At 41.1% G+C, this 23460-nt stretch carries 20 protein-coding genes; 16 read left to right on the top strand and 4 right to left on the bottom strand.

Translation table 11 applies throughout. From position 1 onward, the window contains the following. Positions 1 to 17: 17 nt before the first annotated feature. From J2X77_RS08990 to J2X77_RS08970, 5 genes are all read left to right on the top strand, one after another. Entirely contained in the window at positions 18 to 1247 is a 1230-nt protein-coding gene (locus tag J2X77_RS08990; RefSeq protein ID WP_307187355.1) for a hypothetical protein, read from the top strand. 388 nt (positions 1248 to 1635) lie between these two features. Then, positions 1636 to 4632 carry a TonB-dependent receptor gene (locus J2X77_RS08985; protein ID WP_307187354.1) on the top strand — a complete coding sequence of 999 codons (2997 nt, stop codon included), beginning with the start codon at positions 1636 to 1638 and terminating at the stop codon, positions 4630 to 4632. An 11-nt stretch (positions 4633 to 4643) separates the two neighbouring features. Then, complete coding sequence (locus J2X77_RS08980; RefSeq protein WP_307187353.1) at positions 4644 to 6290, top strand: RagB/SusD family nutrient uptake outer membrane protein; 1647 nt, start codon at positions 4644 to 4646, stop codon at positions 6288 to 6290. A gap of 120 nt (positions 6291 to 6410) precedes the next feature. Next, a complete protein-coding gene (locus J2X77_RS08975; RefSeq protein ID WP_310080357.1) occupies positions 6411 to 7625 on the top strand; it encodes a SusE domain-containing protein in 1215 nt (404 codons plus the stop codon). Positions 7626 to 7668: 43 nt separating this feature from the next. Continuing rightward, positions 7669 to 9231 carry a DUF4832 domain-containing protein gene (locus J2X77_RS08970; protein WP_310080355.1) on the top strand — a complete coding sequence of 521 codons (1563 nt, stop codon included), beginning with the start codon at positions 7669 to 7671 and terminating at the stop codon, positions 9229 to 9231. Positions 9232 to 9417: 186 nt separating this feature from the next. Here J2X77_RS08970 and J2X77_RS08965 read toward each other — a convergent pair whose 3' ends face one another. The 3 genes from J2X77_RS08965 to J2X77_RS08955 form a co-directional block, all read right to left on the bottom strand. Then, on the bottom strand, positions 9418 to 9750 hold the full coding sequence (locus J2X77_RS08965) for a hypothetical protein (protein WP_310080353.1): 333 nt from the start codon (positions 9748 to 9750) through the stop codon (positions 9418 to 9420). Between the two features lie 401 nt (positions 9751 to 10151). Then, positions 10152 to 11387, bottom strand: a complete 1236-nt coding sequence (locus tag J2X77_RS08960; RefSeq protein WP_310080351.1) for a hypothetical protein — start codon at positions 11385 to 11387, stop codon at positions 10152 to 10154. A gap of 40 nt (positions 11388 to 11427) precedes the next feature. Beyond that, on the bottom strand, positions 11428 to 12039 hold the full coding sequence (locus J2X77_RS08955; RefSeq protein WP_310080348.1) for a Crp/Fnr family transcriptional regulator: 612 nt from the start codon (positions 12037 to 12039) through the stop codon (positions 11428 to 11430). A gap of 262 nt (positions 12040 to 12301) precedes the next feature. Here J2X77_RS08955 and J2X77_RS08950 point away from each other — a divergent pair, with 262 nt between their 5' ends. Genes J2X77_RS08950 through J2X77_RS08900 form a run of 11 tightly spaced genes read left to right on the top strand, consistent with a single transcriptional unit; the run spans position 12302 to position 22062 of the window. Beyond that, positions 12302 to 12778, top strand: coding sequence for a c-type cytochrome (locus J2X77_RS08950; RefSeq protein WP_293955680.1), 477 nt, complete (start codon positions 12302 to 12304; stop codon positions 12776 to 12778). 58 nt (positions 12779 to 12836) lie between these two features. After that, complete coding sequence (nosZ, locus tag J2X77_RS08945; RefSeq protein ID WP_310080345.1) at positions 12837 to 14825, top strand: Sec-dependent nitrous-oxide reductase; 1989 nt, start codon at positions 12837 to 12839, stop codon at positions 14823 to 14825. Positions 14826 to 14857: 32 nt separating this feature from the next. Next, positions 14858 to 15451 (top strand): hypothetical protein, encoded by a 594-nt coding sequence (locus J2X77_RS08940; protein ID WP_310080342.1) that lies wholly within the window; start codon positions 14858 to 14860, stop codon positions 15449 to 15451. Beyond that, entirely contained in the window at positions 15438 to 15887 is a 450-nt protein-coding gene (locus tag J2X77_RS08935; RefSeq protein ID WP_083295915.1) for a nitrous oxide reductase accessory protein NosL, read from the top strand. The genes J2X77_RS08940 and J2X77_RS08935 overlap by 14 nt, the downstream gene beginning before the upstream one ends. A gap of 10 nt (positions 15888 to 15897) precedes the next feature. After that, entirely contained in the window at positions 15898 to 17148 is a 1251-nt protein-coding gene (locus tag J2X77_RS08930; RefSeq protein WP_070565743.1) for a nitrous oxide reductase family maturation protein NosD, read from the top strand. Next, positions 17145 to 17858 (top strand): ABC transporter ATP-binding protein, encoded by a 714-nt coding sequence (locus tag J2X77_RS08925; protein WP_310080331.1) that lies wholly within the window; start codon positions 17145 to 17147, stop codon positions 17856 to 17858. The genes J2X77_RS08930 and J2X77_RS08925 overlap by 4 nt, the downstream gene beginning before the upstream one ends. A gap of 7 nt (positions 17859 to 17865) precedes the next feature. Continuing rightward, positions 17866 to 18633, top strand: a complete 768-nt coding sequence (locus tag J2X77_RS08920) for an ABC transporter permease subunit (RefSeq protein ID WP_310080329.1) — start codon at positions 17866 to 17868, stop codon at positions 18631 to 18633. A gap of 29 nt (positions 18634 to 18662) precedes the next feature. Beyond that, the gene (ric, locus tag J2X77_RS08915) at positions 18663 to 19589 is read left to right on the top strand and encodes an iron-sulfur cluster repair di-iron protein (RefSeq protein WP_294347492.1); all 927 of its coding nucleotides are present in this window, start codon (positions 18663 to 18665) and stop codon (positions 19587 to 19589) included. Between the two features lie 14 nt (positions 19590 to 19603). Beyond that, positions 19604 to 20431, top strand: a complete 828-nt coding sequence (locus tag J2X77_RS08910) for a DUF2249 domain-containing protein (protein WP_310080326.1) — start codon at positions 19604 to 19606, stop codon at positions 20429 to 20431. A gap of 1 nt (position 20432) precedes the next feature. After that, complete coding sequence (locus J2X77_RS08905) at positions 20433 to 21692, top strand: hypothetical protein (protein ID WP_310080323.1); 1260 nt, start codon at positions 20433 to 20435, stop codon at positions 21690 to 21692. A 40-nt stretch (positions 21693 to 21732) separates the two neighbouring features. Next, positions 21733 to 22062, top strand: a complete 330-nt coding sequence (locus J2X77_RS08900; protein ID WP_293885470.1) for a metal-sulfur cluster assembly factor — start codon at positions 21733 to 21735, stop codon at positions 22060 to 22062. Positions 22063 to 22145: 83 nt separating this feature from the next. Here the strand turns inward: J2X77_RS08900 and J2X77_RS08895 are convergent, their stop codons facing one another. Then, positions 22146 to 23285, bottom strand: a complete 1140-nt coding sequence (locus J2X77_RS08895; RefSeq protein WP_310080320.1) for a hypothetical protein — start codon at positions 23283 to 23285, stop codon at positions 22146 to 22148. Positions 23286 to 23460 lie beyond the last annotated feature (175 nt).

Below are 23460 nucleotides of genomic sequence, written 5' to 3'. Positions count from 1 at the left end.
AACAACCAATTCTAACGATGATGAAAATAATAATTTTTAGAAGAGTTCTTCTCTTGAGCTATTTTATTTGCTTATGTAATGTGTTGCAGTTGACAGCAGCTCTCAACCAAGCGGTAGATGAAATCTATATCAGCCCTAATAATTATAAAACTGGAACGCAGTCTGAGCGAATACAGAGGGCTATAAATGCGGCAAAAAATAGTACCGGAAAAGTAGTCATACCGAAGTATGACGCCATAGCTAAAAAAAGTATTTGGCTCATTGATCAGGCCATTTTACTTCCTGGTGATTTTGAACTTGAATTGAATAACTGTACCATTAAGCTTTCTGATAAATGTCGGGATAATTTTATTCGTTCTGCGAATGCAGGACTGGGAATCAATACTATATCTCCATTAAAAAACATCAAGATCATTGGAAAAGGTAATGTCCTTCTAGAAGGAGCTGATCATCCAAGAGCTACCGGCGATCATAATAAAACACTATCGCTAAATCCCAGCAGATTTGACCAATCTTACGGCACTGATGCTGGCAAACCCGGAATGAATCAAAAGGGTGGTTGGCGTAATCACGCCATTATATTGGCTTATACCGATGTTTTTGAGGTTAGTGGCATTACATTGAAAGATTATCATGGGCATGGATTGGTACTAGAGCGCTGTACAAATGGTAAGGTAAGCGATATTACTTTTAACGTAAGGCAAGCCGTGAATGTGGATGGAACTGACCAACAGATCTTAAACCAAGATGGGATGGGCATACGTTTTGGCTGTAAAAATATTCTTATTGCAAATTGTAGAGGAAGAAGTGGAGACGATTTTATTAACATCGGTTTGACAGATACTGGAGTGGGAGCTGGAGAAGAAAATGTCAATGTGGTCAGTGGTTCGATATACAGGGGTGAAATCGACAATATTTCGACTATTTATCTCCAGAATTGGCAGGACTTTTATTCAATTTCACACCGTTCTATTCGGATTATGCCTGTAGGTAAACTCCGGATAAGCAATGTTTTTATTGACAATATGGTCATCAGTCCCTTGGCAAAGCAAGGCCTAGTCGTTGAGTATGCCGAGCATGTGAAAGGTTTGTTTGTGCGGAATGTCATCAGTCATCAACCTATAAAAGCCAGCGGTATTTCCCAGGCCAGTTTCAGAGACATCCTGTATAAAGGGCAGGGTGAAGCTATTGATGTGCAACGAAGTGATACGGTAGTTCTAGATCATGTAATGGCAATAAAAAATTAGTAATGCAATTGCTCGCAATCTTATTTGTTTAAGGCAAAAACACCTGTTTTTGCCTTTTGTACAAAATCAAACCATTTTCGTACAAAAACGAACCCTATGAATTGGTGATCAGTATAGTTTTGTCTTAACCAATTTTAAAAAGGAAAATATGTGTATGAAAATTATTCCCGACCACGTGATCAGGCTCGCGCAGGGTAATCCCAACTTTACAAAAACCAATGACATTACTTTTTGGAATATTGTATTTCGTCAATAGGTCGGAAATCGAAGCGTTGCGGAAGTTAAATTAGTCCAAGCCTATTGAAGCATAATTATTTCAAATATATGTTCTCTACGAGAAAGGGACAGTAAAGAACACAAGTAATTTTAAACTAACCATTATAAATCAATGATACAAAAGATACATATCTGGCTCAGGAGCTGGATAATGAGTGCTACCCTATTGGCGGTGGCATCCAATTACGCTTATTCGCAAGCAGCAGATCAAATGCAAGTCAAGGGTCAGGTGACTAACGATGCGGGAGAAGCACTTAAAGGTGTTTCGGTCATGATTAAGGGAGCGAGAAATGGTGTACAGACCGATTCAAATGGAAATTTTACTATCCAAGCGGCTCCCACGGCTACGCTACTATTTACCTATATTGGTTTCAATAGCCAGGAAATAAAAGTCAATCCATCAGGAGTCATCCATGTGAAAATGTCTGGAACGAATGTTTTGGATCAGGTCGTTGTGGTCGGTTATGGTACAGCCAAGAAAAAAGATCTAACAGGAGGCTTGGCTGTCGTCGGAAAAGAGCAGCTAGGTATGGTATCGACCTCCAATCTGATGGATCGCTTGGTGGGACAGGTGGCCGGTTTCTCCATTACCACCGGTGAAGCTGCGCCAGGGGCATCGCAAAGCTTGTTGATAAGGGGCGAAAATTCAATATCGGCCAATAATAGTCCACTCATTATCTTGGATGGTATTCCCTACAGCGGATCCTTGGCAGATATTGATCCCAATAACGTTGAAAACCTTTCTATCCTAAAAGATGCTTCCGCATCGGCTATTTACGGTTCTCGAGCAGCAAATGGTGTTATTTTAATACAAACCAAAAGGGGAGCGCTAGGTAGAGCGCAAGTAAACTATAAAGGTTTGATCGGCATGGCCGAGCCTATGCAGCGTATCAATGTCATGGGACCAAATGAATATATCCACTTCCAACAAGATATTGCCCGAATTAGGCAAGGCTATACTGGAGCGCTATTAGATCCTATCGCCGGGGATATTATTAGCGTAACAGAGCGCGGCAATTATGCGAAAGGCATTACCAATAATTGGCAAGATTACGTCTTTCGGAAAGCTTTGACCATGGATCATCAATTGAGCATTTCCGGGGGTACTGAAAACACAAAATATATGGCTGCCCTTGCAGCTTTAGATCAAGAAGGTGTAGTGTATAATTCCAAGTTGTCACGTTTAAATATAACCACAAATGTGGATCAGACTTTTAATAAATGGCTAACAACTGGTATAGGGTTGCAATATACCCGAAAAAGTGACGGTGGCATTACACCAAATTTGGAGCATGCCATTAAGCAAAGTCCTTATGGTAGTTATAAGGACGAATCTGGTAAGTATGTTCCTGAACCTATGGAGTACTCATTGATCGTCAATCCGATGCGTAACGTCAATGCGATTCAGGATAGATATAATAACAATTTCTTTCTTTCGGGATATGCCAATATTTTGTTGCCTATAGAAGGTCTTTCCTTACGATCAAATTTTGGCTATAATTATCGGAATGGATTTACAGGAACTTATTACGGGCGCAACACCTTTGAAGGCAGGGATCAGGGTACACAAGCCGGAGGAAGCGCTTCCATTAACAATTCTAATTATAACGATTATACCTGGGAGAACTTGCTTAAATATGAGCGGCAGATCGGCGATCATCGTTTTGATGTAACCGGTTTATTCAGTATGCAAAAAACAAAAAGCTGGTCGACGGGACAAAGCGGAGCTGGTTTTGTAACCGATGACACCGAATACTTTATGATCGGTTCGGCCAGCCGTCTTGTTTCCAACAGTGCTTCGTTGTCAGAATCAGCTATGCTGTCGTATATGGGCAGGATAAATTATGCCTACAAAGGTAAATATCTATTAACCTTGACCGGACGTACAGACGGAGCCTCGGTATTTGGTATCAACAATAAATACGCATTCTTCCCTGTGGCGGCGGCAGCATGGCAAATTGGAGAAGAGCGTTTTCTGAAAGATAACGTCAGATGGCTGGACATGCTGAAGATCCGTCTTTCTTACGGGGCCAACGGTAACCAGGCGATTACACCCTATCGCACCTTAGACCGCCTATATTCCAATGTAAAATATATCTGGGGCGATGATGGCACTGCGGTGACTACAGCATATTTGGCTGGTGATGGTGTGGGGAACCCTAATCTGAAATGGGAAACGACCTATTCGACAAATCTTGGGCTGGACTTTCAACTGTTTAACAACAGGTTTGGCGGAACTATTGATGCCTATCTTTCTAAAACGAAAGATCTGTTGATGACCCGTACCGTACCTATTATGAATGGGTACAATCGAATTTGGGACAATATTGGTGCAACTCAAAATAAAGGGATTGAGGTCACTTTAAATTCGGCGAATGTTAAAGGCGAAAATTTCCAATGGAATACGACTGCTGTATTTTCTCTAAATCGTGACAAAATCGTCGAGTTAAGGGGGGATGGCATAGATGATATTGCTAATAATTGGTTTATTGGTCAACCCTTGCGAGTATTCTACGATTATAAAATGATCGGTGTATGGCAAAATGGAGAAACCATTACTGTTGACGGGGCAGCTCCTGGGGCCGCCAAGCTGTATGATCGCGATGGTAACGGCAAGATAGAGACCAGTGACAGAGTGGTTATCGGATCTAAAAATCCACGTTACACAGCTTCTTTGGCCAACCGATTCTCGTACAAAAATTTTTATGCATCTGCTTTAATTACTGGTGTTTTTGGTGTTTGGCGCGACGATCACATGGCCAATCTTGGGGCCTGGACTTTCGGAATTACTAACTATGTACACGATGCAAATTATTGGACACCGGAGAATTCTAATGCAACGATTGTTTCACCGGGCTATCTCAATCCATTGGGGCACGGGTACTATAAAAAGGTGAGCTATGTGCAGGTGAAAAATATCACCTTCGGCTATAAATTACCGCAAAAAATTGCTAAAAAGGTGGGTGTAAATGGTATTGATATAAACGCCAGCATCAACAATCTGAATACGATTTCTAATATCAGAGAGGTGCTCAATTATGACAATAGCTGGATGGCCTCTTATCCAACGGCACGCTCTTATATGTTTGGCTTAAATATAAATTTCTAATCGAATAGGACATGAAAATAAAAAATATTATCACAACAAGTTTAGGGCTTATCATAGTGTTCACCTTAGGAGGCTGTACGAAGTTTCTGGAAGAAGAGCTCAAAACTGAACTGGCACCATCCAATACGTATACCAGTACCTACGGTTTCGAAGTGGGAAGTGCTGGTTTATACGCACTCACGCGTTCAGAATACAATACCTATGGTGAAGGTGGGGCGTTTATTCACAATGGCGCCTGTCCATACGAAGCCTTACAAGTATCAACAGATATCGCCGACGCAATTAATAGTGATGGTTCTTTGATGGCTTTTGCTAACCTCACACTTACCGCGTCAGAGCGGTTTGTGGGCACTTACTGGAATTGGGCATATAATCTTATTTCTTCTGCAAACTTGATGCTGGTTTATTCCGAAAAAAATACCAATTGGGATACGCCGGAAGATAAAGCACGTTTCCAAGCCGAAGCTCGCTTCTTTCGGGCTTATGCTTATCGTACCTTGGTTTACCTTTATGGTGATGTACCCTATGTAGAAACCATTCTGTATGACTTTCAGCTTAATTTTACCCGTACACCCAAAGCCGAAGTGATCGGGCACATGGTAGACGACCTAAAGTTTGCGGTGGATAATCTGCCCACGAATCCGGACGGTGTTAAAGAAGGTAAGCTGACCAAATGGGCCGCAAGCCATTTGTTAAGCGAAATATATCTGTTACAGGGCAATCATGCCGAAGCGGAAAAGGCAGCGTTGGCCGTTATCAATAGTGGTTATTATAACCTTATGAAAAGTAGATATGGGGTGAATAGCGGTAAACCGGGTGATGTATTCAGCGATTTATTTTTGGAAAATAATCAAAATAGAAAAAGTGGTAATAAAGAAAGTATCTGGGTATTGCAATTTCAATTTAATACAATCGGTGGCGGAACCAACTCAGATGACTGGACCCGTAGGGCTTGGATACCAAATTACTCGACCATTACAGGATTTGTTTTAGCAGATACCTTGGGCGGTCGTGGTATCGCACAACTGGTTCCGATGAAATGGTGGGTTGGTACCACGGGTACTAATGCGACAGGCAACGTGGCCGGTATTTTTGAAGCAAATGATATCCGCAATTCAGGCCATAATATAAAACGCAACTGGTATTATAACAACGCAAACGAGACCTCACTTTATGGCAAAAAGGCCAATATTACTGAGCAAACTTGGTTTACGACAAAAAGCTTATTTCCGGCAATTACAAAATTCTTTTATGGACGGCCAGAAAATCTAAGTCTATCGGGTAGTTATAAAGACCGTATGAAATTTCGTTTGGCTGAAACCTATCTGTTGCTTGCCGAATCCTATTTGGGGCAAAATATGCCTGATAAAGCTGCCCAAGCTGTTAATGAGGTCCGGAAAAGGGCGGGAGCATCTGAAATTACGGGCGCTGAGATGAATATGGATTTCCTACTCGATGAGCGTATTCGTGAATTAGTCGGGGAAGAAAGCAGACGGTTTACTTTGGTGCGTACCAATAGCCTAGTGGAGCGTGTTAAAAAATATAATAATGCGATAAAGGATAAAATAACGGATAACAATATCCTGTGGCCAATTCCGCAGGTGATTAGGGATGCTAATACAGGAGCGCCATTCCCTCAGAACCCGGGTTATAATTAATGTTTATGGGAGGCTGTCCGAATCCTAATCGTATTTTCGGTAGCTTTCCATCTGATGAAAAAAGTATTTGCGCGAGTCAAGCGCATGATTCTATCCGAATGTTAGCAAAAATATAAATCAATGAAAATTATCAATTATTTATACAAAACCTTATTTCTCTTATGCATGGTGCTTTGCCAATTATCCTGCAAACAGGAAATACAGGATATACCCAGAGTCAATGAGACAATGGAACTTCAGCCTTCTGCTGAGATTATTATGCTGGACGAGGTCAATATGAACAAAGATATTGTCACATTCAATTGGAAACCCGCCAGAGTACAGTCAGATGATCATTTGGTCAGCTACAGCACTATGTTGGATGTGGTGGGGAACAATTTCGGTACGGGTACGGCCATATTTAACTATGAAGACGACAATGTATTTAGCAGAAGCTTTACTTCCGAACAATTGCAAAATTGGGCCAATGAAAAGTGGGGTATACCAGCAAACAAGAGCTTTACGCTGGAGTTTAGGGTAGTTGCTCAATGGGAGGGCGGCGGTACTTTTGAAGCACCTGAGGTGAGGACGGCAAGAATTACAGTAAATCCAATCAAGACGGTTGTTTTTGATGCCGATAAAGTGTTCTTGAGCGGCAGCGCCGTTGGCGGAACTAAGGTGGAGCTGCCAAAAACATTGGAAAACCTAGATCAATATGCTTATGTATTGAATTTGCAGCCGGGCGAACTTGAAATTCCTGTCGAATTTAATGGAGAGACTAATTATGTGGTTACTGCCGATGGGAGCGCAGCAATAAACGATGGTAATGCGGTCGGGATAAAGATGAGAGAAACAGTATTCTCCTGGAAAATAGAAACTGCTGGTGAGTACCGTGTCGTGGTCAATATGCAGAAAGCTACCGCTACGATCTATTCGCCGGCGAAAGCACTTTCCGCAAAAACGGTGATATGGACAGGAGATCAACCTTATACGACCACCGTGACGGATTTATGGATGCATGGGAGTATTAATGGTTGGGGAACGCCTGTTAAAATGAATTGTCAGGTAAGTTTGGCCGATCCGCAAATTTTGGTCTATACTGGTGGTAAAGTTGGTACTACTAAGTTTATTGTGACCGGAGATAACAACAACAACAAAAATCTGGCCTACGCATTTAGTGCTCCGCCTACGTCCGACGGCGTCGCGCAAACTTTGTCTCTCACTTTGGGAAAAGTAACCGAAATGGGAGGGGGGACGGTAAAGGGTAATCGCGATTCATATTTCACCATTCCCGCCACCACAAATGTGTTGATCCTAGATTTAAGAAATATGACTATTGTGGCACTAAGACGATAAGAGATCGGGTAAAAAATACAAGTTAACCTCAACATTTCTAAAAGTGAAAAATATAACCTATAAAAAAGCCTATCTCAAAGCATGTATTGCTATGCTTTGCTTTCTAGCATTTTCATGCAAGAAAAATGATCCTGATATCGAAAAGGATATATCCGGAACCTTGGTGAAACCCAGTTACAACAGGAGCTCTATGTTTCGTAATCCCTTAAACGGTTGGGTGATGTACGCTTCGGCTTCGGGAAACCCTTCTTATTGGGATACTCAATTTTATGTGCCTGATTTGGGTAAAACGGTCAAAGCGATTGATTATGCATCTGCCTGTTATATCCGTACCAGCTGGCGAACCTTTAATCCTGCAGATGGCGTGTATGCCTGGAGAGATCCTAGCACAGCAATCTACAAAATGATCAAAGGAGCACAAGATAAAGGATTACCCATCGCGTTTCGTATCGTTGTAGACGGTCGCGACCAAGGTGCAAATACGCCGCAGTTTGTTTTCGATGCAGGCGCTAAGTATTATTTGGCTAATCCTTCTTTTCCCGATAGAAAAACACCAGTACTGCAAGATCCTATTTTTAGGAAATATTATAGCAAGGTGATTGAAGAACTAGCGAAGGATTTTAACGATTTAAATAAAACCTCTTTTGTCGATGCCTATGGACTCGGTGTGTGGGGGGAAGGGCATAGTGTAGTTTATGAAGATCCTAATAAGCCATCTGGTCAAAATATTGAAGTCATTAAAGAAGAAGTTGTTGACTGGATTTCTGATGTGTATTCCAAGAATTTTACAAAGGTACCCTTACTGATTAATTATCATCGTCTGGTTGGTGACCCGTCGGGTAGTGGAGCTGCAAACCCCAATTCGGAGAAGTTATTGAATAAAATGATCAATAAAGGCTACAGTCTGCGTCAAGATGCCTTTGGAATGACCGACTATTACCAAAGCTGGGAGAAGAATTTTGCTAAGGTGTGGAATTTTAAACGTCCCGTTATTATGGAGGGCGGTTGGATAACCACAGGTACCCACCGTTATTGGACTGATCCCAGCGGTAAATTTAGGCAAGACCATCCCGAAGATGTTCGGCAGGGCGAATTTGACAGCTCCTTGGAAGCTGCGGTAAACATGATGGATTTCCGGATCGGTGAAATTGAAAGCTGGTTTACCAAATCTTTTACCTTATGCCAGCGTTTTATTTCTGAAGGTGGCTATCGTTTATATCCTGATCGTGTTTACTTACCGGAGAAAGTCAATTCGGGGGCAGAAATGACAATTAACCACCGCTGGCGGAATATGGGCTGGGGATATTTCCCTAATAATATTCCCCAGTGGAATTATAAATATAAAGTAGCTTTTGCACTTCTGGATGAAGAAAACAGGGTGAAAAAAGTTTTTGTAGATGATCAAGGAGAACCTTCGACCTGGCTTAAAAATAACCCGATGACCTACGAATTGAAAGCTATTGTTGATCTTCCAACGGGCAACTATACCTGGGCTGTCGCTATCGTAGATACCACAAATGATAATCAGCCTGGGATACGGCTTGCGGTGAACGGTGATATGACCAGTACTGGATGGTTAAAGCTATTGGGAGTACAGATACTGTAATAGTTTGCATGAAGGTTAGTATGCAAAATTATTGTATGCTTTTAATTTAAAAGGGGCTGTCCTGATGGGATGCCCCTTTCTGATGTGGTTTTTTATTTACATTGCCGGGGCACACCCCAGTTGACATCCCATTACGGATTCTAAGGTTAGATAAAATCTTATAATCCGAACGAAATAATTCTCAGACTATAGTTCGCCATTGGCTAGCATATGCCTATACATCGTTTTGCAATTTCCGAAGAATCCTGAACATGAGTTTTCTACATACGTTTCTGAAGTATGCGTAGCTACCACTTCGCCACTACTATTGTATACGTTTAATACGTAGACACATCTAATCAACCTTGAATTGTCTTCTTTTGTTTTGGCGGTGGTTTTAGCATCTGCATTGGTTTTGGCTGCCCTGTAAGCAGTTGTTTTTACGTTGACATTTTCTTTGGGTGCTTTTGCATCTGTGCTGGCGAAAGCTGCAGTTGATAGCGTAGCAACGGCTATCACACTCATCAATAATTTTTTCATTGTTTTTAAGTTTTTTTTGTTAAATAATGTATGCCCTTTGAGCATATTTTAATTCTCTCCTAATAAAAGTAAGAACAAGAAAATTGCGTGAGGTGAACGATCAGTATTCGCGAGAGACGATCTATTATTCGCAGCGACTCAGTCGATATTTATTTTGCTCAGGAAGTTAATGCGATTATCAGCAAAAATCAGGCTTACCATACCTACAGTCAAAGCCGTAGCGAAGTTGTTAAGTCCTTAAAAAAAATGGGATAAACTAACCTTTGCATTGCGTACAGGCATCCTCTAATCATCAGAAAATTATACGGTTATTAAATTGATGTTGAAATTGAAGAACTTCATGAATACTAAACTCGTTAATTTGGAGCATTTACCGGCCCATGAAGTTTATGCCATTTGCATTATTTGCGCAATTGGGTTCGCATTATCCTGTAGAGGCTTACAACAATAACAACAGCTGCGAATGCTAGCACATGATGTGTTCCAGCGATAGGATAATGCAGAAATCCACCTATCCCCTGTAACATTAATACAAATTCATTCAAAAATATTCCAATAAGTAGACCGTAAATACCGTAGTGAACGCCTTGTTCGATTTTTAGCAGACAAATCTGAAAAGCATAACCAATTAAAAAGAGGGTAATGATCACCAAAAGAACGAGGTGCAGATAAGCAATTACAATTGGCCGAAAGCCATAAGCTTGTTGACTCAGCGCAGGTATGACGGACAGACCCTGTAATAACAGCTTGAGGAAAATAGCCGCTAGGACACATAACCAAATCTTTGCTGTGTCTTGGTTTAAGCGAAGTGAAGCATTGTTTCGGATCAGTCTGACGACTCTTTTTGCTAAGGTTACCCAAAGAACAAATTGCAATCCGACTGTCATAACGATAATGATATACAACCAAAGAGGTAGATTCTTCCACCATAGCACGGATAGGAAATAGGTAGGTATAACAGTCATGGCATAGGTGAGCGAGAAACGCGGGCTCATGGGTATTTTACCACCATGTTTATACAGCCAGCCAGCAAGTAGGGCGACACAAGCGAAGAAAAACCAGCCATTGTACTGAAAATGAAGATAGAAATAGACCGATGCAAGTTGTTTTAATGGATCCATTTGGTGGGTCGCTTTGAGATAGGCGAGAAAATAGGTTCCAAATGAACTAAATATATTGAAAAATAGAGCCGCCTTTATTAAAATCGAAAGAGCTGGAGGAAGCATAGATGATTTAAGATCCCTGAATAATTGAGCGCAAAACCAATAAGAGACAAGGATTGATAAGAATGACCATATAATTGAATATATACTATAACCAGTACATAAAAAGGAAATAAGCATACCTGCAGAAACTGTGCAATTGGCCAATAGGATATGCTGATATTTTCTACATAAAATTTGATTGACTTTTATTTCCAGAACGGCCATCACGAGAAAGATCATCAGCGCTTGGGATACCCAGCCTGAAAATGCAAAATGCGAATGTGCGTGCATGATGTTTTTCTGGTCGATCCAGGGAATGGGAAATAAAAATTTTAAACGCATAATCAATCCCAAAATACCGACGATAAGCAAATTGAATAGGGTAATGACGATCCATTTCTTAATACTTAAATAGTTCATTATTTTATTCATATGTTGATTTTTTCAGAACGCGGTATGGTTGTTTCAGCGTTCAATCTATGCCATCGGCGGGAACAAAGACTTTTCCGCGGACAATGTTTAATTTATCATCCTTTTCCATTTGCTTCATTGTCCGGATGATTGTTTCTACTCGTAGTCCAGTCATATTAGCCAATTGTTGGCGTGTAAGCATAAGTCGGTTGCATTCCTGACAAACGAGTCTTTTGCTTTCATTTAATTTGTGAATCAGATTGGACAGGATTTCTTCAGGTGAGCGATTGTAAATTAATTTGATCATGAATAGTTTAAAGTGCAGCTCACGGGCGATCTTTTGTGAAATTACATGATGTAGATGACCGTATTCATGCATGATTTCGAAGAATTTTTTCGAACTGATCTTCAACAAAGTACATGAACTGTCTGCAATTGCTGTTACTGTATTCAGTCCGTTGTCTAATATGGCCACTTCACCAAATCCCTCGTTGGCGCAGATCACGTTATGGAGGACTTCTCGACCGTCGGACAAGAAATTAGAAAGACGAACTCGTCCATTTAATACCTGATAATAAAATAACGCCATGCTGTCCTCGTGAAAAAGTATTTCACCAACATCGGCATGTATGGTGCTCGCTCCCTTTTCGAGAAGTATTACGCTTGGAATCATCGTTCGACATTAGTTAAAATTAACTATACGGAATAAAGATATAGCATCATCGAAAAATAGATGTTGATGTTGGTCACAGGAATGAGTGATTAAAATCAATTTCTATTTAATGTGTTTATATATAGTGTTTTATGTCTTTTGATCGGTGGTTTTTTTGAAGCTAAAGCACTTTATGATTTGCCTCATAAAATAGCTACAACCTTCCCCTATACCTTTGGATTACGTAAAACACAATCAAGTTTGAACACAAAACCAAAATAAGATGAGAAAGCTAATTGTATGCTGTTTGATGGGATTATTTATCTACTCCTGTTCATCAAACAATGGCGAGAAAAAAACAGTTGCCAACAGTGCGAACGAAACTGGAGCTACGGCAAATGACGCCAGTGGATATGATCCACACCGAGGTGAGGGAAAATTTGACCAGGTTGAAATCGGTGAACATTTGGATGCGCCAATGGCCGCAGCCGGAAAAATGATTGTTGATTTAAAATGTGCTTCCTGTCATAAGCTTACCGACGAAAAGCTGGTAGGACCCGGGTGGAAAGGCGTGACACAACGGAGAAAGCCACAGTGGATCATGAATTTTATCACGAACCCTGATCCGATGATCGATAAGGATCCTGAATTACAGGCACAACTTGAATTATGTATGGTCCGAATGCCCAACCAGAATCTAACGGATGAGGAAGCCCGAAAGGTATTGGAGTTTATGCGACAAAATGATGGCGTAAAATAATAGAGCTGAATAAGAATCAACAAAGCTGCATAGGTATTAACCTTAAAATAAGAATAGAATGACTTTAACAAAATACATATTGACGAGCTTAATGGCGAGCGCAATGTTGTCGACTTTCCATGCCTGTAAACCCAAAGGAGCGGGATCCGCCGTGAGTGGCGATGCCGCGGAGAAGGTGTATGTTGCCCCAGGGAAATACGATGAATTTTACAATTTTGTATCTGGGGGATTTAGTGGACAGCTCTCCGTTTACGGACTTCCATCCGGCAGATTATTGCGTGTAATCCCCGTTTTTTCACTAGACCCTGAAAAGGGCTGGGGCTTTAGTGAAGAGACTAAACCGATGCTCGAAACGTCCCATGGCAATGTACCCTGGGATGATTTACACCATGTGCAGCTTTCCAAAACAGATGGAAACTACGACGGTCGTTGGGTATTTGTCAATGCTAACAATACCCCCCGTATTGCCCGGATCGATCTGACAACTTTTCGTACGGCAGAAGTCCTCGAGCTCCCGAATAGCGGTGGAAACCACTCCTCACCTTATATAACTGAAAACACCGAATATGTTGTCGCAGGAACCCGATTTTCGGTACCGCTTGACGGCGAGTCTGGCGATGTACCTATCAATACCTTCAAAAAGAACTTTCGCGGAACATTGAGTTTTGTCAGCGTAAGCAAGGATAATGGCAACATGGAATTAGCTTTTCAGATTGAGACACCCGGTGTAAACTATGACCTGAGCCGAGCCGGTAAAGGGACTTCTAATGGCTGGTTTTTCTTCTCCACCTACAATACTGAACAGGCAAATACATTGCTGGAAGTTAATGCCTCCAAAAATGATAAGGACTTTATATTAGCCGTCAACTGGAAAAAAGCCGAAGAATATTTGAAAGCCGGAAGGGGGAGAAAGGTAACTGGTTTGAAGTATGCCCATAACACTTACGACGAGAAGTCCCATACTGCGAAGACAACATTCAACACAGAAACTGTCGTATTGAAGGCGGAGGAACTGGAGGGGCTATGCTACTATATTCCTTGTCCTAAATCTCCGCATGGTGTCGATGTTGATCCTACCGGAGAATACATCGTAGGATCGGGTAAATTGGCTGCTGTCATACCTGTATTTTCATTTGCTAAAATGCAGAAAGCAATCCAGGAAAAGCAATTTGAAGGTAAATTCGGTGGGATCCCAATTATAAAATACGAATCTGCACTGTATGGTGAAGTACAAAAACCTGGTTTAGGCCCACTACATACGGAATTCGATGGTAAAGGAAATGCAATTACCTCATTCTTTGTGTCCTCCGAATTGGTCAAATGGAATATTAAAGATTTAAAGGTGCTAGACCGAACACCAACATTTTACTCAACAGGTCATTTGATGATACCGGGAGGAGATACCAAAAATCCAGACGGCAAATATGTTATTGCGTATAATAAAATCACGAAAGACCGCTTTCTTCCTACTGGACCTGAGTTGGCGCAGAGCGCCCAATTGTTTGATATCTCGGGAGACAAAATGCAGTTGTTGTTAGACTTTCCGACGATTGGGGAACCGCATTATGCGCAAGCTATTAAGGCTGAGAAGGTAAAAGATAAAAGTGTGAAAATCTTTAAAATTGAAGAAAACACCAGCCCATATGTCGCCAAAGGAGATAAAGATGCACGCGTCGAGCGTAAAGGTAATCAGATACATGTATACCTGACATCCATCCGTTCACACTTCACGCCGGATAATATTGAGGGCGTACAGCTTGGCGATGAAGTCTATTTCCATGTGACCAACATTGAACAGGACTGGGATATGCCACATGGTTTTGCTGTCAAAGGTGCAAAGAATGGTGAATTGCTCATTATGCCAGGAGAGACACAGACGTTGAAATGGATTCCGGATAGAGTAGGTGTGTTTCCTTTCTACTGTACTGATTTTTGTAGTGCGCTACATCAAGAGATGCAGGGTTATATCCGCGTATCAAAAAAAGGAAACAACGTTCCGCTGATTTATAGTTTAGGAACTAACCAACCGCAAGAGAAAACCAATTAATGCAACCTATGATGATGAAAACTACAAGTCACATGTCAGCAGTACATCGGATTCTATTGATCCTAAGTGGTCTGGCCCTGGTAGCGGTCATCTTCCTACCCATCTGGCGTATTGAGCTCGACGCAGCACAATACCCAGAAGGGCTAGAACTACAGATCTATAGCAACAAGTTGGCCGGACAAGTTGATATTATCAATGGACTGAACCACTATATCGGGATGAAAACGCTACATGCGGAAGATTTCATAGAATTTAAGGTCTTGCCCTATATCATCTTATTTTTTGCGCTTGCTTTTTTGCTTACCGGTTTCGTGCAGAATAGAAAACTGCTCTATGGCTTATTCTTTTGTTTTCTGCTTTTTGGAGTCGCAGCCCTGGTTGACTTTTATATCTGGGAATACAACTATGGGCATCAGCTCGATCCATCTGCACCGATAAAAGTTCCCGGAATGTCTTATCAGCCACCACTGATCGGATACAAACAGCTTTTAAATTTTGGCGCCTATTCTATACCTGATATCGGGGGATGGATCTTTATACTCTGTGGAATTATCTTGGCCTTTTGTACAGTGCGGGAGTGGCAAAATAATAAAACCCTAAAACTAAAATCATATGAGAAACTATAAATTATTTGCGTTGATCTGTAGTAGTATATTGCTGGTTCTATGTAGTTTGCAGGCCTGTCAGGGCAACAATAAACCCAAGCCTATTAAATACGGTAGCGAGCAATGTGCCCACTGTAAGATGACAATAACGGACGCGCGTTTTGGTACGCAGCTGCAGACAAAAAAGGGACGGGTCTTTAATTTTGATGACGTACAATGTATGATCGCCTTTGTCAAAGGGAACTCGGTCAAAAAAGAAGAGATTGCCGTTTATTACCTGCCGGATTATGTTAGCCATAAGCTCGTACCGGCTGAAGGTGCATATTATCTCAAAAGTGAAGCCTTGAAAAGCCCAATGCGAGGCAATGTTGCTGTATTTGAAAAACGGGTGGAACTGGATAAGGTCAAAGCAGAGATCGGTGGCACGGTGATGACCTGGAATGATCTGTGGAAATAAATGAATAACAATGAAGAATCTAGCTTTAGCGTTGTACTGTGCAATGGCTTGTCTTTGGCTCGTAAACGTGCCTGTATCGGCGACAACCATCCAGGTAGGAAAGGGGCAGTCGGTCAGAACAATAAAGGCTGGCTTAGCACAAGCGAAATCAGGTGATACCGTTTTAGTAGCGGCGGGTGTGTATAAGGAGGGGAATATTGTTATTGATAAGGCAATTTTCCTGAAAGGCCTAGGAAAACCTGTGCTGGACGGCGAGAAAAAATATGAACCGCTCTCGATCAAATCACCGCAGGTTACTGTTCAAGGCTTTTTAATACAGCATTCGGGACATTCTTCCATGAATGATATTGCCGGTATTAAAATTTACAATACAGCGCATATCAAAATTTTTGACAATGAGCTCGTGGACAATTTTTTCGGGATTTATGCGCAGAATGCTACAAACGTTGAAATACGGGGCAATATCCTCAAAGCTTTTGGTACAGCGGAGCAGCTGATTGGTAATGGTATTCATGCTTGGAAATCAGATAGTTTAAGTGTTGAAAATAATGAAGTGTCTGGACATAGGGACGGTATTTATCTTGAGTTTGTGACCCATACTCGAGTACAGGGCAATCTTTCTGAAAAAAATCTGCGCTATGGTCTCCATTTTATGTTTTCCCATGAGAACAGTTACATCTCAAACACCTTTCGCAGCAATGGTGCAGGTGTAGCTGTTATGTATACCAAGCATGTCCATATGGAAAACAATAATTTCGAAGAGAATTGGGGCGATGCCGCCTATGGATTGTTGCTCAAAGATATTTCCGATAGTCAGATCATCAACAATCAGTTTAGCCGCAATACCACGGGTATTTTTATGGAAGGATCGAATCGTATCCATATTGAACATAACAATTTTAAGAGCAACGGATGGGGGCTCAAGATTCAGTCGAGCTGTATGGACAATGTGCTTAAAGACAATAATTTTCTTCAGAATACCTTTGATGTTGCCACCAATGGTACCCTTACACTCAACAGCTTTGTGCATAACTATTGGGACAAATACGAGGGATACGATCTGGACAAAGACGGATTTGGGGATATCCCTTTTCGTCCCGTAAGCCTATTCTCGATGATGGTTGAGCGCTATCCTTCGGCGATGTTACTTTTTCGAAGTTTTATGGCTATGCTGTTTGACCGGACTGAAAAGCTATTACCAAGTCTAACACCCGAGGGGCTTAAAGATGATAAGCCTCGCATGAAATCAATAAAAGTATGATTAGTATCCAACAGTTAACGAAAAGCTTTGGCAAATTCAAGGCATTAAAAGGCATTGATCTGACCTTGAATGGCGGCGAATGCGTTGCCTTAATTGGCCCCAATGGCAGTGGTAAGACTACTTTGATCAAGTCTGTCCTAGGTATGGTCATGCCGAGTGCCGGACGGATCACTTTTGAAGGACAGGACATTGGACAGCAATGGGCTTATCGGAACCATATCGGCTATATGCCGCAGATCGGTCAATATCCTGAGAATATGTCCATCAAACAGGTCCTGGATATGATCAAAGATATCCGTAAACAGCCCCAGGCGGATTCGGATCTTTATCAGGCTTTTGGCGTGGACAAGCTGTTGGAAAAACGGATGGCAACGCTTTCCGGTGGCACAAGACAAAAAGTAAGTGCCTGTATCGCATTTATGTTTGACCCCAAAGTACTCATCCTGGATGAACCTACAGCAGGACTGGATCCTCTGTCTACCGAAATTCTCAAGGATAAAATCAAAAAAGAAATCGGACGCGGTAAACTGATCATCATCAGTTCCCATGTGCTTAGTGATCTCGATGAATTTGTATCGCAGATTGTCTTTCTTCAGGAAGGAGAGCTGAAGTTTCATAAGAGTTTGCAGCAATTAAAAGAAGATACAGGTACTGAAAAGCTATCTAAAGCAATCGCTTATTTGATGCAGAACCGCGACCTGTCTAATTAGAGAAAAGATGAATAAAATTATACGCTACGTTTTTGTGGATCTCTTGCGCAACAAGACCATTTTATGCTACACCATATTACTCTTTGTACTTTCCATGACGGTCTATAGCATGGAGGACAACTATGAAAAGGGATTACTCAGTCTACTGAATATTGTGTTGTTTGTAGTTCCGCTGATGAGTATCATTTTTTCAGGCATCTATATCTACCAGAGTTCCGAGTTTATCAATTGCCTTGTCAGTCAGCCTTTGCAACGGCAAAGCATTTGGGGCAGCCTGTATGTGGGTCTGGCAGGTGCACTTAGTTTAGCTTTTTTTATTGGCGTTGGCATACCAACTTTTATCTATGCATTTAGCTCTTCGGGAATTACTTTGGTCGGTTGCGGACTGTTACTTTCTTTGATTTTCGTTTCGATCGCGATGTGGACATCTGTATTGATCAGAGATAAGTCGAAGGGGATAGGATTGGCAATTTTGCTTTGGCTTTATTTCACGCTGCTTTTTGACGCACTGGTGCTTTTCATCCTATTTCAGTTTGCGGATTATCCCATCGAACATGGAATGGTTGCACTGTCCATGCTCAATCCCATCGATATCTGTCGCATCCTTATTTTATTACAGGTCGATCTATCCGCGATGATGGGCTATACAGGGGCGATATTTCGGGATTTCTTCGGTAATACATTCGGCATTGCGATCACCCTGTTGGTCATGTTGCTTTGGTGCATCATTCCCTTATGGCTATCTATTCGCTATTTTAAGAAAAAGGATTTATAATAATTTATTTACCATTTAATACTATCATCATGATTAAATCACCTTTATTGGAGGTTTTCAATATTGAACCTCGACTCAAACACCCGACCATATTTGATCATTTCGATGCCCTGGATTCAGGTGAGTCATTTATTATCAAAAACGATCATGATCCCAAGCCGCTCTATTATCAGTTGCTGGGTGAACGTGGAAAGGATATCATTTGGAATTATCTGGAATCGGGCCCTGAATACTGGCAGGTTCGCCTTGGCAAACCGCTGGAAAGCGAAACACTAGAAACCGTTGGCAATATTGCGGCCGCGGATATCCGCAAGGCCCAAGTTTTAAAACAGCTCGGAGTAGATTTCTGTTGCGGTGGTAAGCAGACGCTTAAGGAGGCTGCTCATAGTATCGGTCTTGATGAAATCGAATTGCGCAAACGGCTTAATCAATCCGAAGATCTTCCTATATCCGGCCCGCCGTTAAATTTTAAAGATTGGGATATCGATTTTTTAAGTGATTACATTAAGAATGTCCACCATCGGTATGTCCGAGAGAAAGGACCGGTTATCCAAGAACTCGCACATAAAGTGGCCGATGTGCATGCACAGCAACATCCCGAGCTGATCAGCTTGTCCAAAGAACTCGATGCTTTTCTTGATGACCTCTATCATCATTTGGATAAAGAGGAGAAGCTGCTCTTTCCGGCAATCAAGAATGAACAAGAATTGACCAGCAAACAGGTGGATCAGCTCATTCAATTTTTGATTTCAGAACACGAGGATTCAGGAAAGGAACTTCAGCAGCTGCGCAAAATTACCGAAAATTATACATTGCCAGCCAATGCCTGTAATTCCTACACGTCATTATTTTCACAGATCGAATCATTTGAATCCGATCTTCTGCAGCATATCCATCTGGAGAATAATATTTTATTTCCAAAGTTGCTCGCGAGCTACGGTGTTCAAGTGAATTAAAAACTAGAAAAGCCATGCGGATAAACCAGCATACCAAGATTTCAGAACTCATCAGCTATAATGTCTTGAGCATTGAAGCCATTGCCGCTATTGCCAAACCCTTGCGCAAGATCCGTATTCCGGTCTTGCGTCGAATATTGGCCCCTCGGGTCTCCATAGGCGAAGCAGCAAAAATTGGCGGATGTTCGGTTGCAGATTTTCGAGCTGCGCTGGTGCCGCTCGGCTTTGTTTGGATATCAGATGAAGCCGAGAAAACCATAAATTTATTCGATGCAGTAGAAAGGCCAAGTTGGATGGATGAAGCAGCAGTGACGGTTGTATTCGATGTGAGACCCCTCTTGGAAGTGGGGCAAGATCCGTTAAAAGATATTTTTCAGTTGTATCGCTCACTCGCCGCAGGGGGGATTCTTTGCATCAGCAATTCATTTGTCCCCACTCCATTGATCAGGCGAATGGAAGATCGCAAGGTATCAAGCTATACACACGAATGGGCGGAAGGCGAATTCAGAAGTTACTTTTATAAAAATGATACAGCTCTGTCCGTTCAGCCTGCTGAGGACGATTATATTTCATTTGTGCCGAAGGAACTTTTTGAGCAGAAATTAACGAGCCTTTCTCCGCTTCATCTGGTTACATTGGATGTCAGCGAACTTCCTATGCCACAGCCGATGGAATTAATTCTTGAGGCCCTTACCCAACTGAAAGCCGATGATGTGGCTTATATAAAACACAGCAAGATTCCGCTCCATCTGCTGGAAGAACTTGATCATTTATCTTATCGTATTTTCATCTATGATCGACACCCTGGAGAGGTCCATCTGTTAATTTATCCCGTAAAATAAAATGGCCAATATTTCTATTCATAAAGCACCTGAACAATATGTCGTATTGCCATTCTTTATCACTTCAGGCATTTTTTTTCTAATTTTCACGGTCCTGATCGTCATTACCGGAGGGGGGCTCTTTGGACACCATTTTCAACCTAAAGTGCTGGCTATTGTCCACAGTCTTGCACTGGGGTGGGGGACGATGGTCATTTATGGGGCGGCTTATCAGCTGGTGCCGGTTATTTTCGAACGTCCGCTTAGCTCTTCCCGATTGGCATTTTCCACTTATATCCTGTTGACATTGGGAACCTGCTTGTTGATTTATAGTTTCTGGCATTTCAAGATCGGTTTACTCATGTGTCTTGGAGGTTTATTGATTACCCTCAGCTCCTACCTTTACTTCTATACGCTGTGGATGACTACTAAAGATGTGGAGCACCTATTTGAACTACGCCTTTACTTTACGCTATCGGCCTTTTGGCTTTGTTTTACCACAACCTTAGGCCTTTTGCTCGCCATTAATTTATTTCATGGTTTTCTAACTAAAAGTCACCTGGATATTCTAAAGCTACATGCCCACGTTGGTATTGTTGGTTGGTTTTTGCAACTGATCCTGGGAGCAGGGGCAAAGATGCTGCCCATGTTTCTGTTGGGGCGATCTGCCAAAACAAAGTGGCTCTATGTTTCGATCATTTTGATAAACCTTGGCTTGGTCCTTTTTTTATTGGACGGCTATACTCATCCTGTGGGATTAAGATCTCTTATTTTTGGAGGAATTGTGTTATTGGGAGTTATATGCTGGGCTGTTTTTATTGTAGACTGTTATATACACCGTGCACGTAAGATTTTGGATATTCCAATGAAACATAGTTTCATTTCCTTTTTGAGTTTACTTTTCGCTTTCTTCACATTGCCTATGGTTGTGCAGCAGCAGTTTGGTAGTTGGGTTAATTTATATTTCGTATGGTTATTTTTTGGATGGATAACAGGCCTTATTTTGGGAATGACTTTTAAGACGCTGCCGTTTATGATCTGGAACTGGCACTATAAAGATCTCAATGGAACCAAAAAAATACCTATGCCTAAGGAACTTTATAGTCAGCGGCTGCTTTCGATACAATATTACCTTTACCTATTGGCACTTTTTGTTATGGCCATTGCTGTGGCCTTTAAATTCAAGTGGCTACTGTATTGTGCTGCCTGGACTTGGGTAGCACTAGCCGTTGTTTATGTTTTTAATATCGTTAAAGTAGTTTTTCATCGAAGAACACTATAAATAAAGTATGCACCAGTTTGTATAATGAATGAAAGATAATATGAAAATTGATCTAACAAAACCCGAGGCCTTTGAGGAGTTAAAAGCTGTTCAGGCATTGATGCTTGTGATGGATCCCGAACTGGGAATCAATATCGTAGATATGGGTTTAATTTATCATCTTGATTTAACTGATCCGAGTTGCATTGTCGTAACCATGACATTATCTTCTGCATATTGCCCAATGGGTGACTCTATCGTTCAAGGTGTTGAAAACACATTGCAACAGCAATTCCCAAATAAAGCCATAGTTATCAATCTCGTTTGGGAGCCTATTTGGACGCCGGATCGGATTAGTGAGGAGGGAAAGATCCTATTGGATCGCGGATGATCTGATTAAGAATAAATTCAACTTTCCATACACATCATTAAAGGAGTTCCCTAATCGCTGGTCTGCGGCCTGAGGTTTGTATGCTACCGTAAATATTTGTCGATATAAATATTTAGCATTGCCTTTTTGTATGGATTAAGACCTTCGGAAACGGTTGAAATTTCCTTCTGAAATTCCGATTCTCTATTCAGTTTTCTGTATTCTCTTGCTAATTCCAGCCTAATTCTCATCTTCAAAGGCATGTTTCCAAAAGGATCAAAATATGAGTCTATCCGTGAAAAATCTTTCACCCCAGTCCAAGTAAATTTTTCATCCATTACTTTTTCCAATAGCGATAGATAGCTGACAATGCTTTGCTCAGATGAAATACGATTATTGAGTAAAGAATTTTTAGTTTCGAATAACTGTTTCTCCAGCGATTTGTTGTCGCTCAAATAGTCCAAAGCAACACCTATTAATTTTTGATTTACTTTTTTCAGTTGATGTTGCATTCCCAATAAGTTAAATGATAAAATAGCATACGCATCTTGTGTTGTAAAATGTGCCCTTATCTCTTTATCTGTTATGGTACCAAATTTATTCGGTTGAATAATTTCGTATCCATTTTCTTTCAGGTTTTTCTCAATATCATTTTTATGAAAAGCTCCAATTACAACCAGCACTGTATCAGAGCTTTTTTTAATTTCGAGTACTTTTTGTATTCGCTTTGACTGAAGAAAAGTTCGATATAAGAATAAACGTCTAGGAAAGTCGAAGTTAGTTTTTTCAGGGTAGCTTTTATACCATGAAGCAATACTATCAATATGTATTTTTTCATCTGCAAAATACAAACCATTCTCAAAATCTTTCTTCTCGGTGAATGTTGTGAAACCAAGAAATCCAGTATTTTGTCTCACAAATCTATGCACTTCTAATTCTTTTAGACCAAAAGCGAGATCTATATCCTGGTCAGAAGGCAACCAGTCTATAGGATGTAATGTGATGTTTTTTTCTATTGCGTACGGAACTATTGTAAACTGTTGTTCATACGTAAATTCATAAAAATCATTTTTTGAGAATTCTTCCGGAGATCTTTCAATGCAGATCGCAGATGGATTTACTCTGTCAATAAAAGCTCGTATAGCTGCCGGCTGCTGATTGTAATTAATGAGCTGGGAAGAATGGCCAACACCAAGGACCACAACTTTGGCTTTTTGAGCAAGAGCAAAGTTTACCGTTGTCAAAAGGTAAATAAATAATAAAATTTTTTTGTTCGTTTTAATATATACTGCTGAAATTGATTTTATCCTTTCTTATCAAACACCGATTAAGTAGTGTAAAAATACTATAATGATTTTTAGAAACTTGAGATTACGAGCTATTACGCGCAAGTTGCTAAGCTAAGAAAGAGTTACTTTT

This window comes from Sphingobacterium sp. 2149, assembly GCF_031455655.1.
Lineage (GTDB): Bacteria > Bacteroidota > Bacteroidia > Sphingobacteriales > Sphingobacteriaceae > Sphingobacterium.
Note: the sequence above shows the minus strand (reverse complement) of the source record. Positions and strands in the feature narration are given on the sequence as shown.

Coding starts and splice junctions, on each gene's coding strand:
- J2X77_RS08940 (WP_310080342.1), top strand. CDS start 14,858: ATGTCAGCAGTACATCGGATTCTATTGATCCTAAGTGGTCTGGCCCTG.
- J2X77_RS08910 (WP_310080326.1), top strand. CDS start 19,604: ATGCGGATAAACCAGCATACCAAGATTTCAGAACTCATCAGCTATAAT.
- nosZ (WP_310080345.1), top strand. CDS start 12,837: ATGACTTTAACAAAATACATATTGACGAGCTTAATGGCGAGCGCAATG.
- J2X77_RS08975 (WP_310080357.1), top strand. CDS start 6,411: ATGAAAATTATCAATTATTTATACAAAACCTTATTTCTCTTATGCATG.
- J2X77_RS08925 (WP_310080331.1), top strand. CDS start 17,145: ATGATTAGTATCCAACAGTTAACGAAAAGCTTTGGCAAATTCAAGGCA.
- J2X77_RS08955 (WP_310080348.1), bottom strand. CDS start 12,039: ATGATTCCAAGCGTAATACTTCTCGAAAAGGGAGCGAGCACCATACAT.
- J2X77_RS08990 (WP_307187355.1), top strand. CDS start 18: ATGATGAAAATAATAATTTTTAGAAGAGTTCTTCTCTTGAGCTATTTT.
- J2X77_RS08960 (WP_310080351.1), bottom strand. CDS start 11,387: ATGAATAAAATAATGAACTATTTAAGTATTAAGAAATGGATCGTCATT.
- J2X77_RS08950 (WP_293955680.1), top strand. CDS start 12,302: ATGAGAAAGCTAATTGTATGCTGTTTGATGGGATTATTTATCTACTCC.
- J2X77_RS08905 (WP_310080323.1), top strand. CDS start 20,433: ATGGCCAATATTTCTATTCATAAAGCACCTGAACAATATGTCGTATTG.
- J2X77_RS08900 (WP_293885470.1), top strand. CDS start 21,733: ATGAAAATTGATCTAACAAAACCCGAGGCCTTTGAGGAGTTAAAAGCT.
- ric (WP_294347492.1), top strand. CDS start 18,663: ATGATTAAATCACCTTTATTGGAGGTTTTCAATATTGAACCTCGACTC.
- J2X77_RS08930 (WP_070565743.1), top strand. CDS start 15,898: ATGAAGAATCTAGCTTTAGCGTTGTACTGTGCAATGGCTTGTCTTTGG.
- J2X77_RS08985 (WP_307187354.1), top strand. CDS start 1,636: ATGATACAAAAGATACATATCTGGCTCAGGAGCTGGATAATGAGTGCT.
- J2X77_RS08935 (WP_083295915.1), top strand. CDS start 15,438: ATGAGAAACTATAAATTATTTGCGTTGATCTGTAGTAGTATATTGCTG.
- J2X77_RS08980 (WP_307187353.1), top strand. CDS start 4,644: ATGAAAATAAAAAATATTATCACAACAAGTTTAGGGCTTATCATAGTG.
- J2X77_RS08965 (WP_310080353.1), bottom strand. CDS start 9,750: ATGAAAAAATTATTGATGAGTGTGATAGCCGTTGCTACGCTATCAACT.
- J2X77_RS08920 (WP_310080329.1), top strand. CDS start 17,866: ATGAATAAAATTATACGCTACGTTTTTGTGGATCTCTTGCGCAACAAG.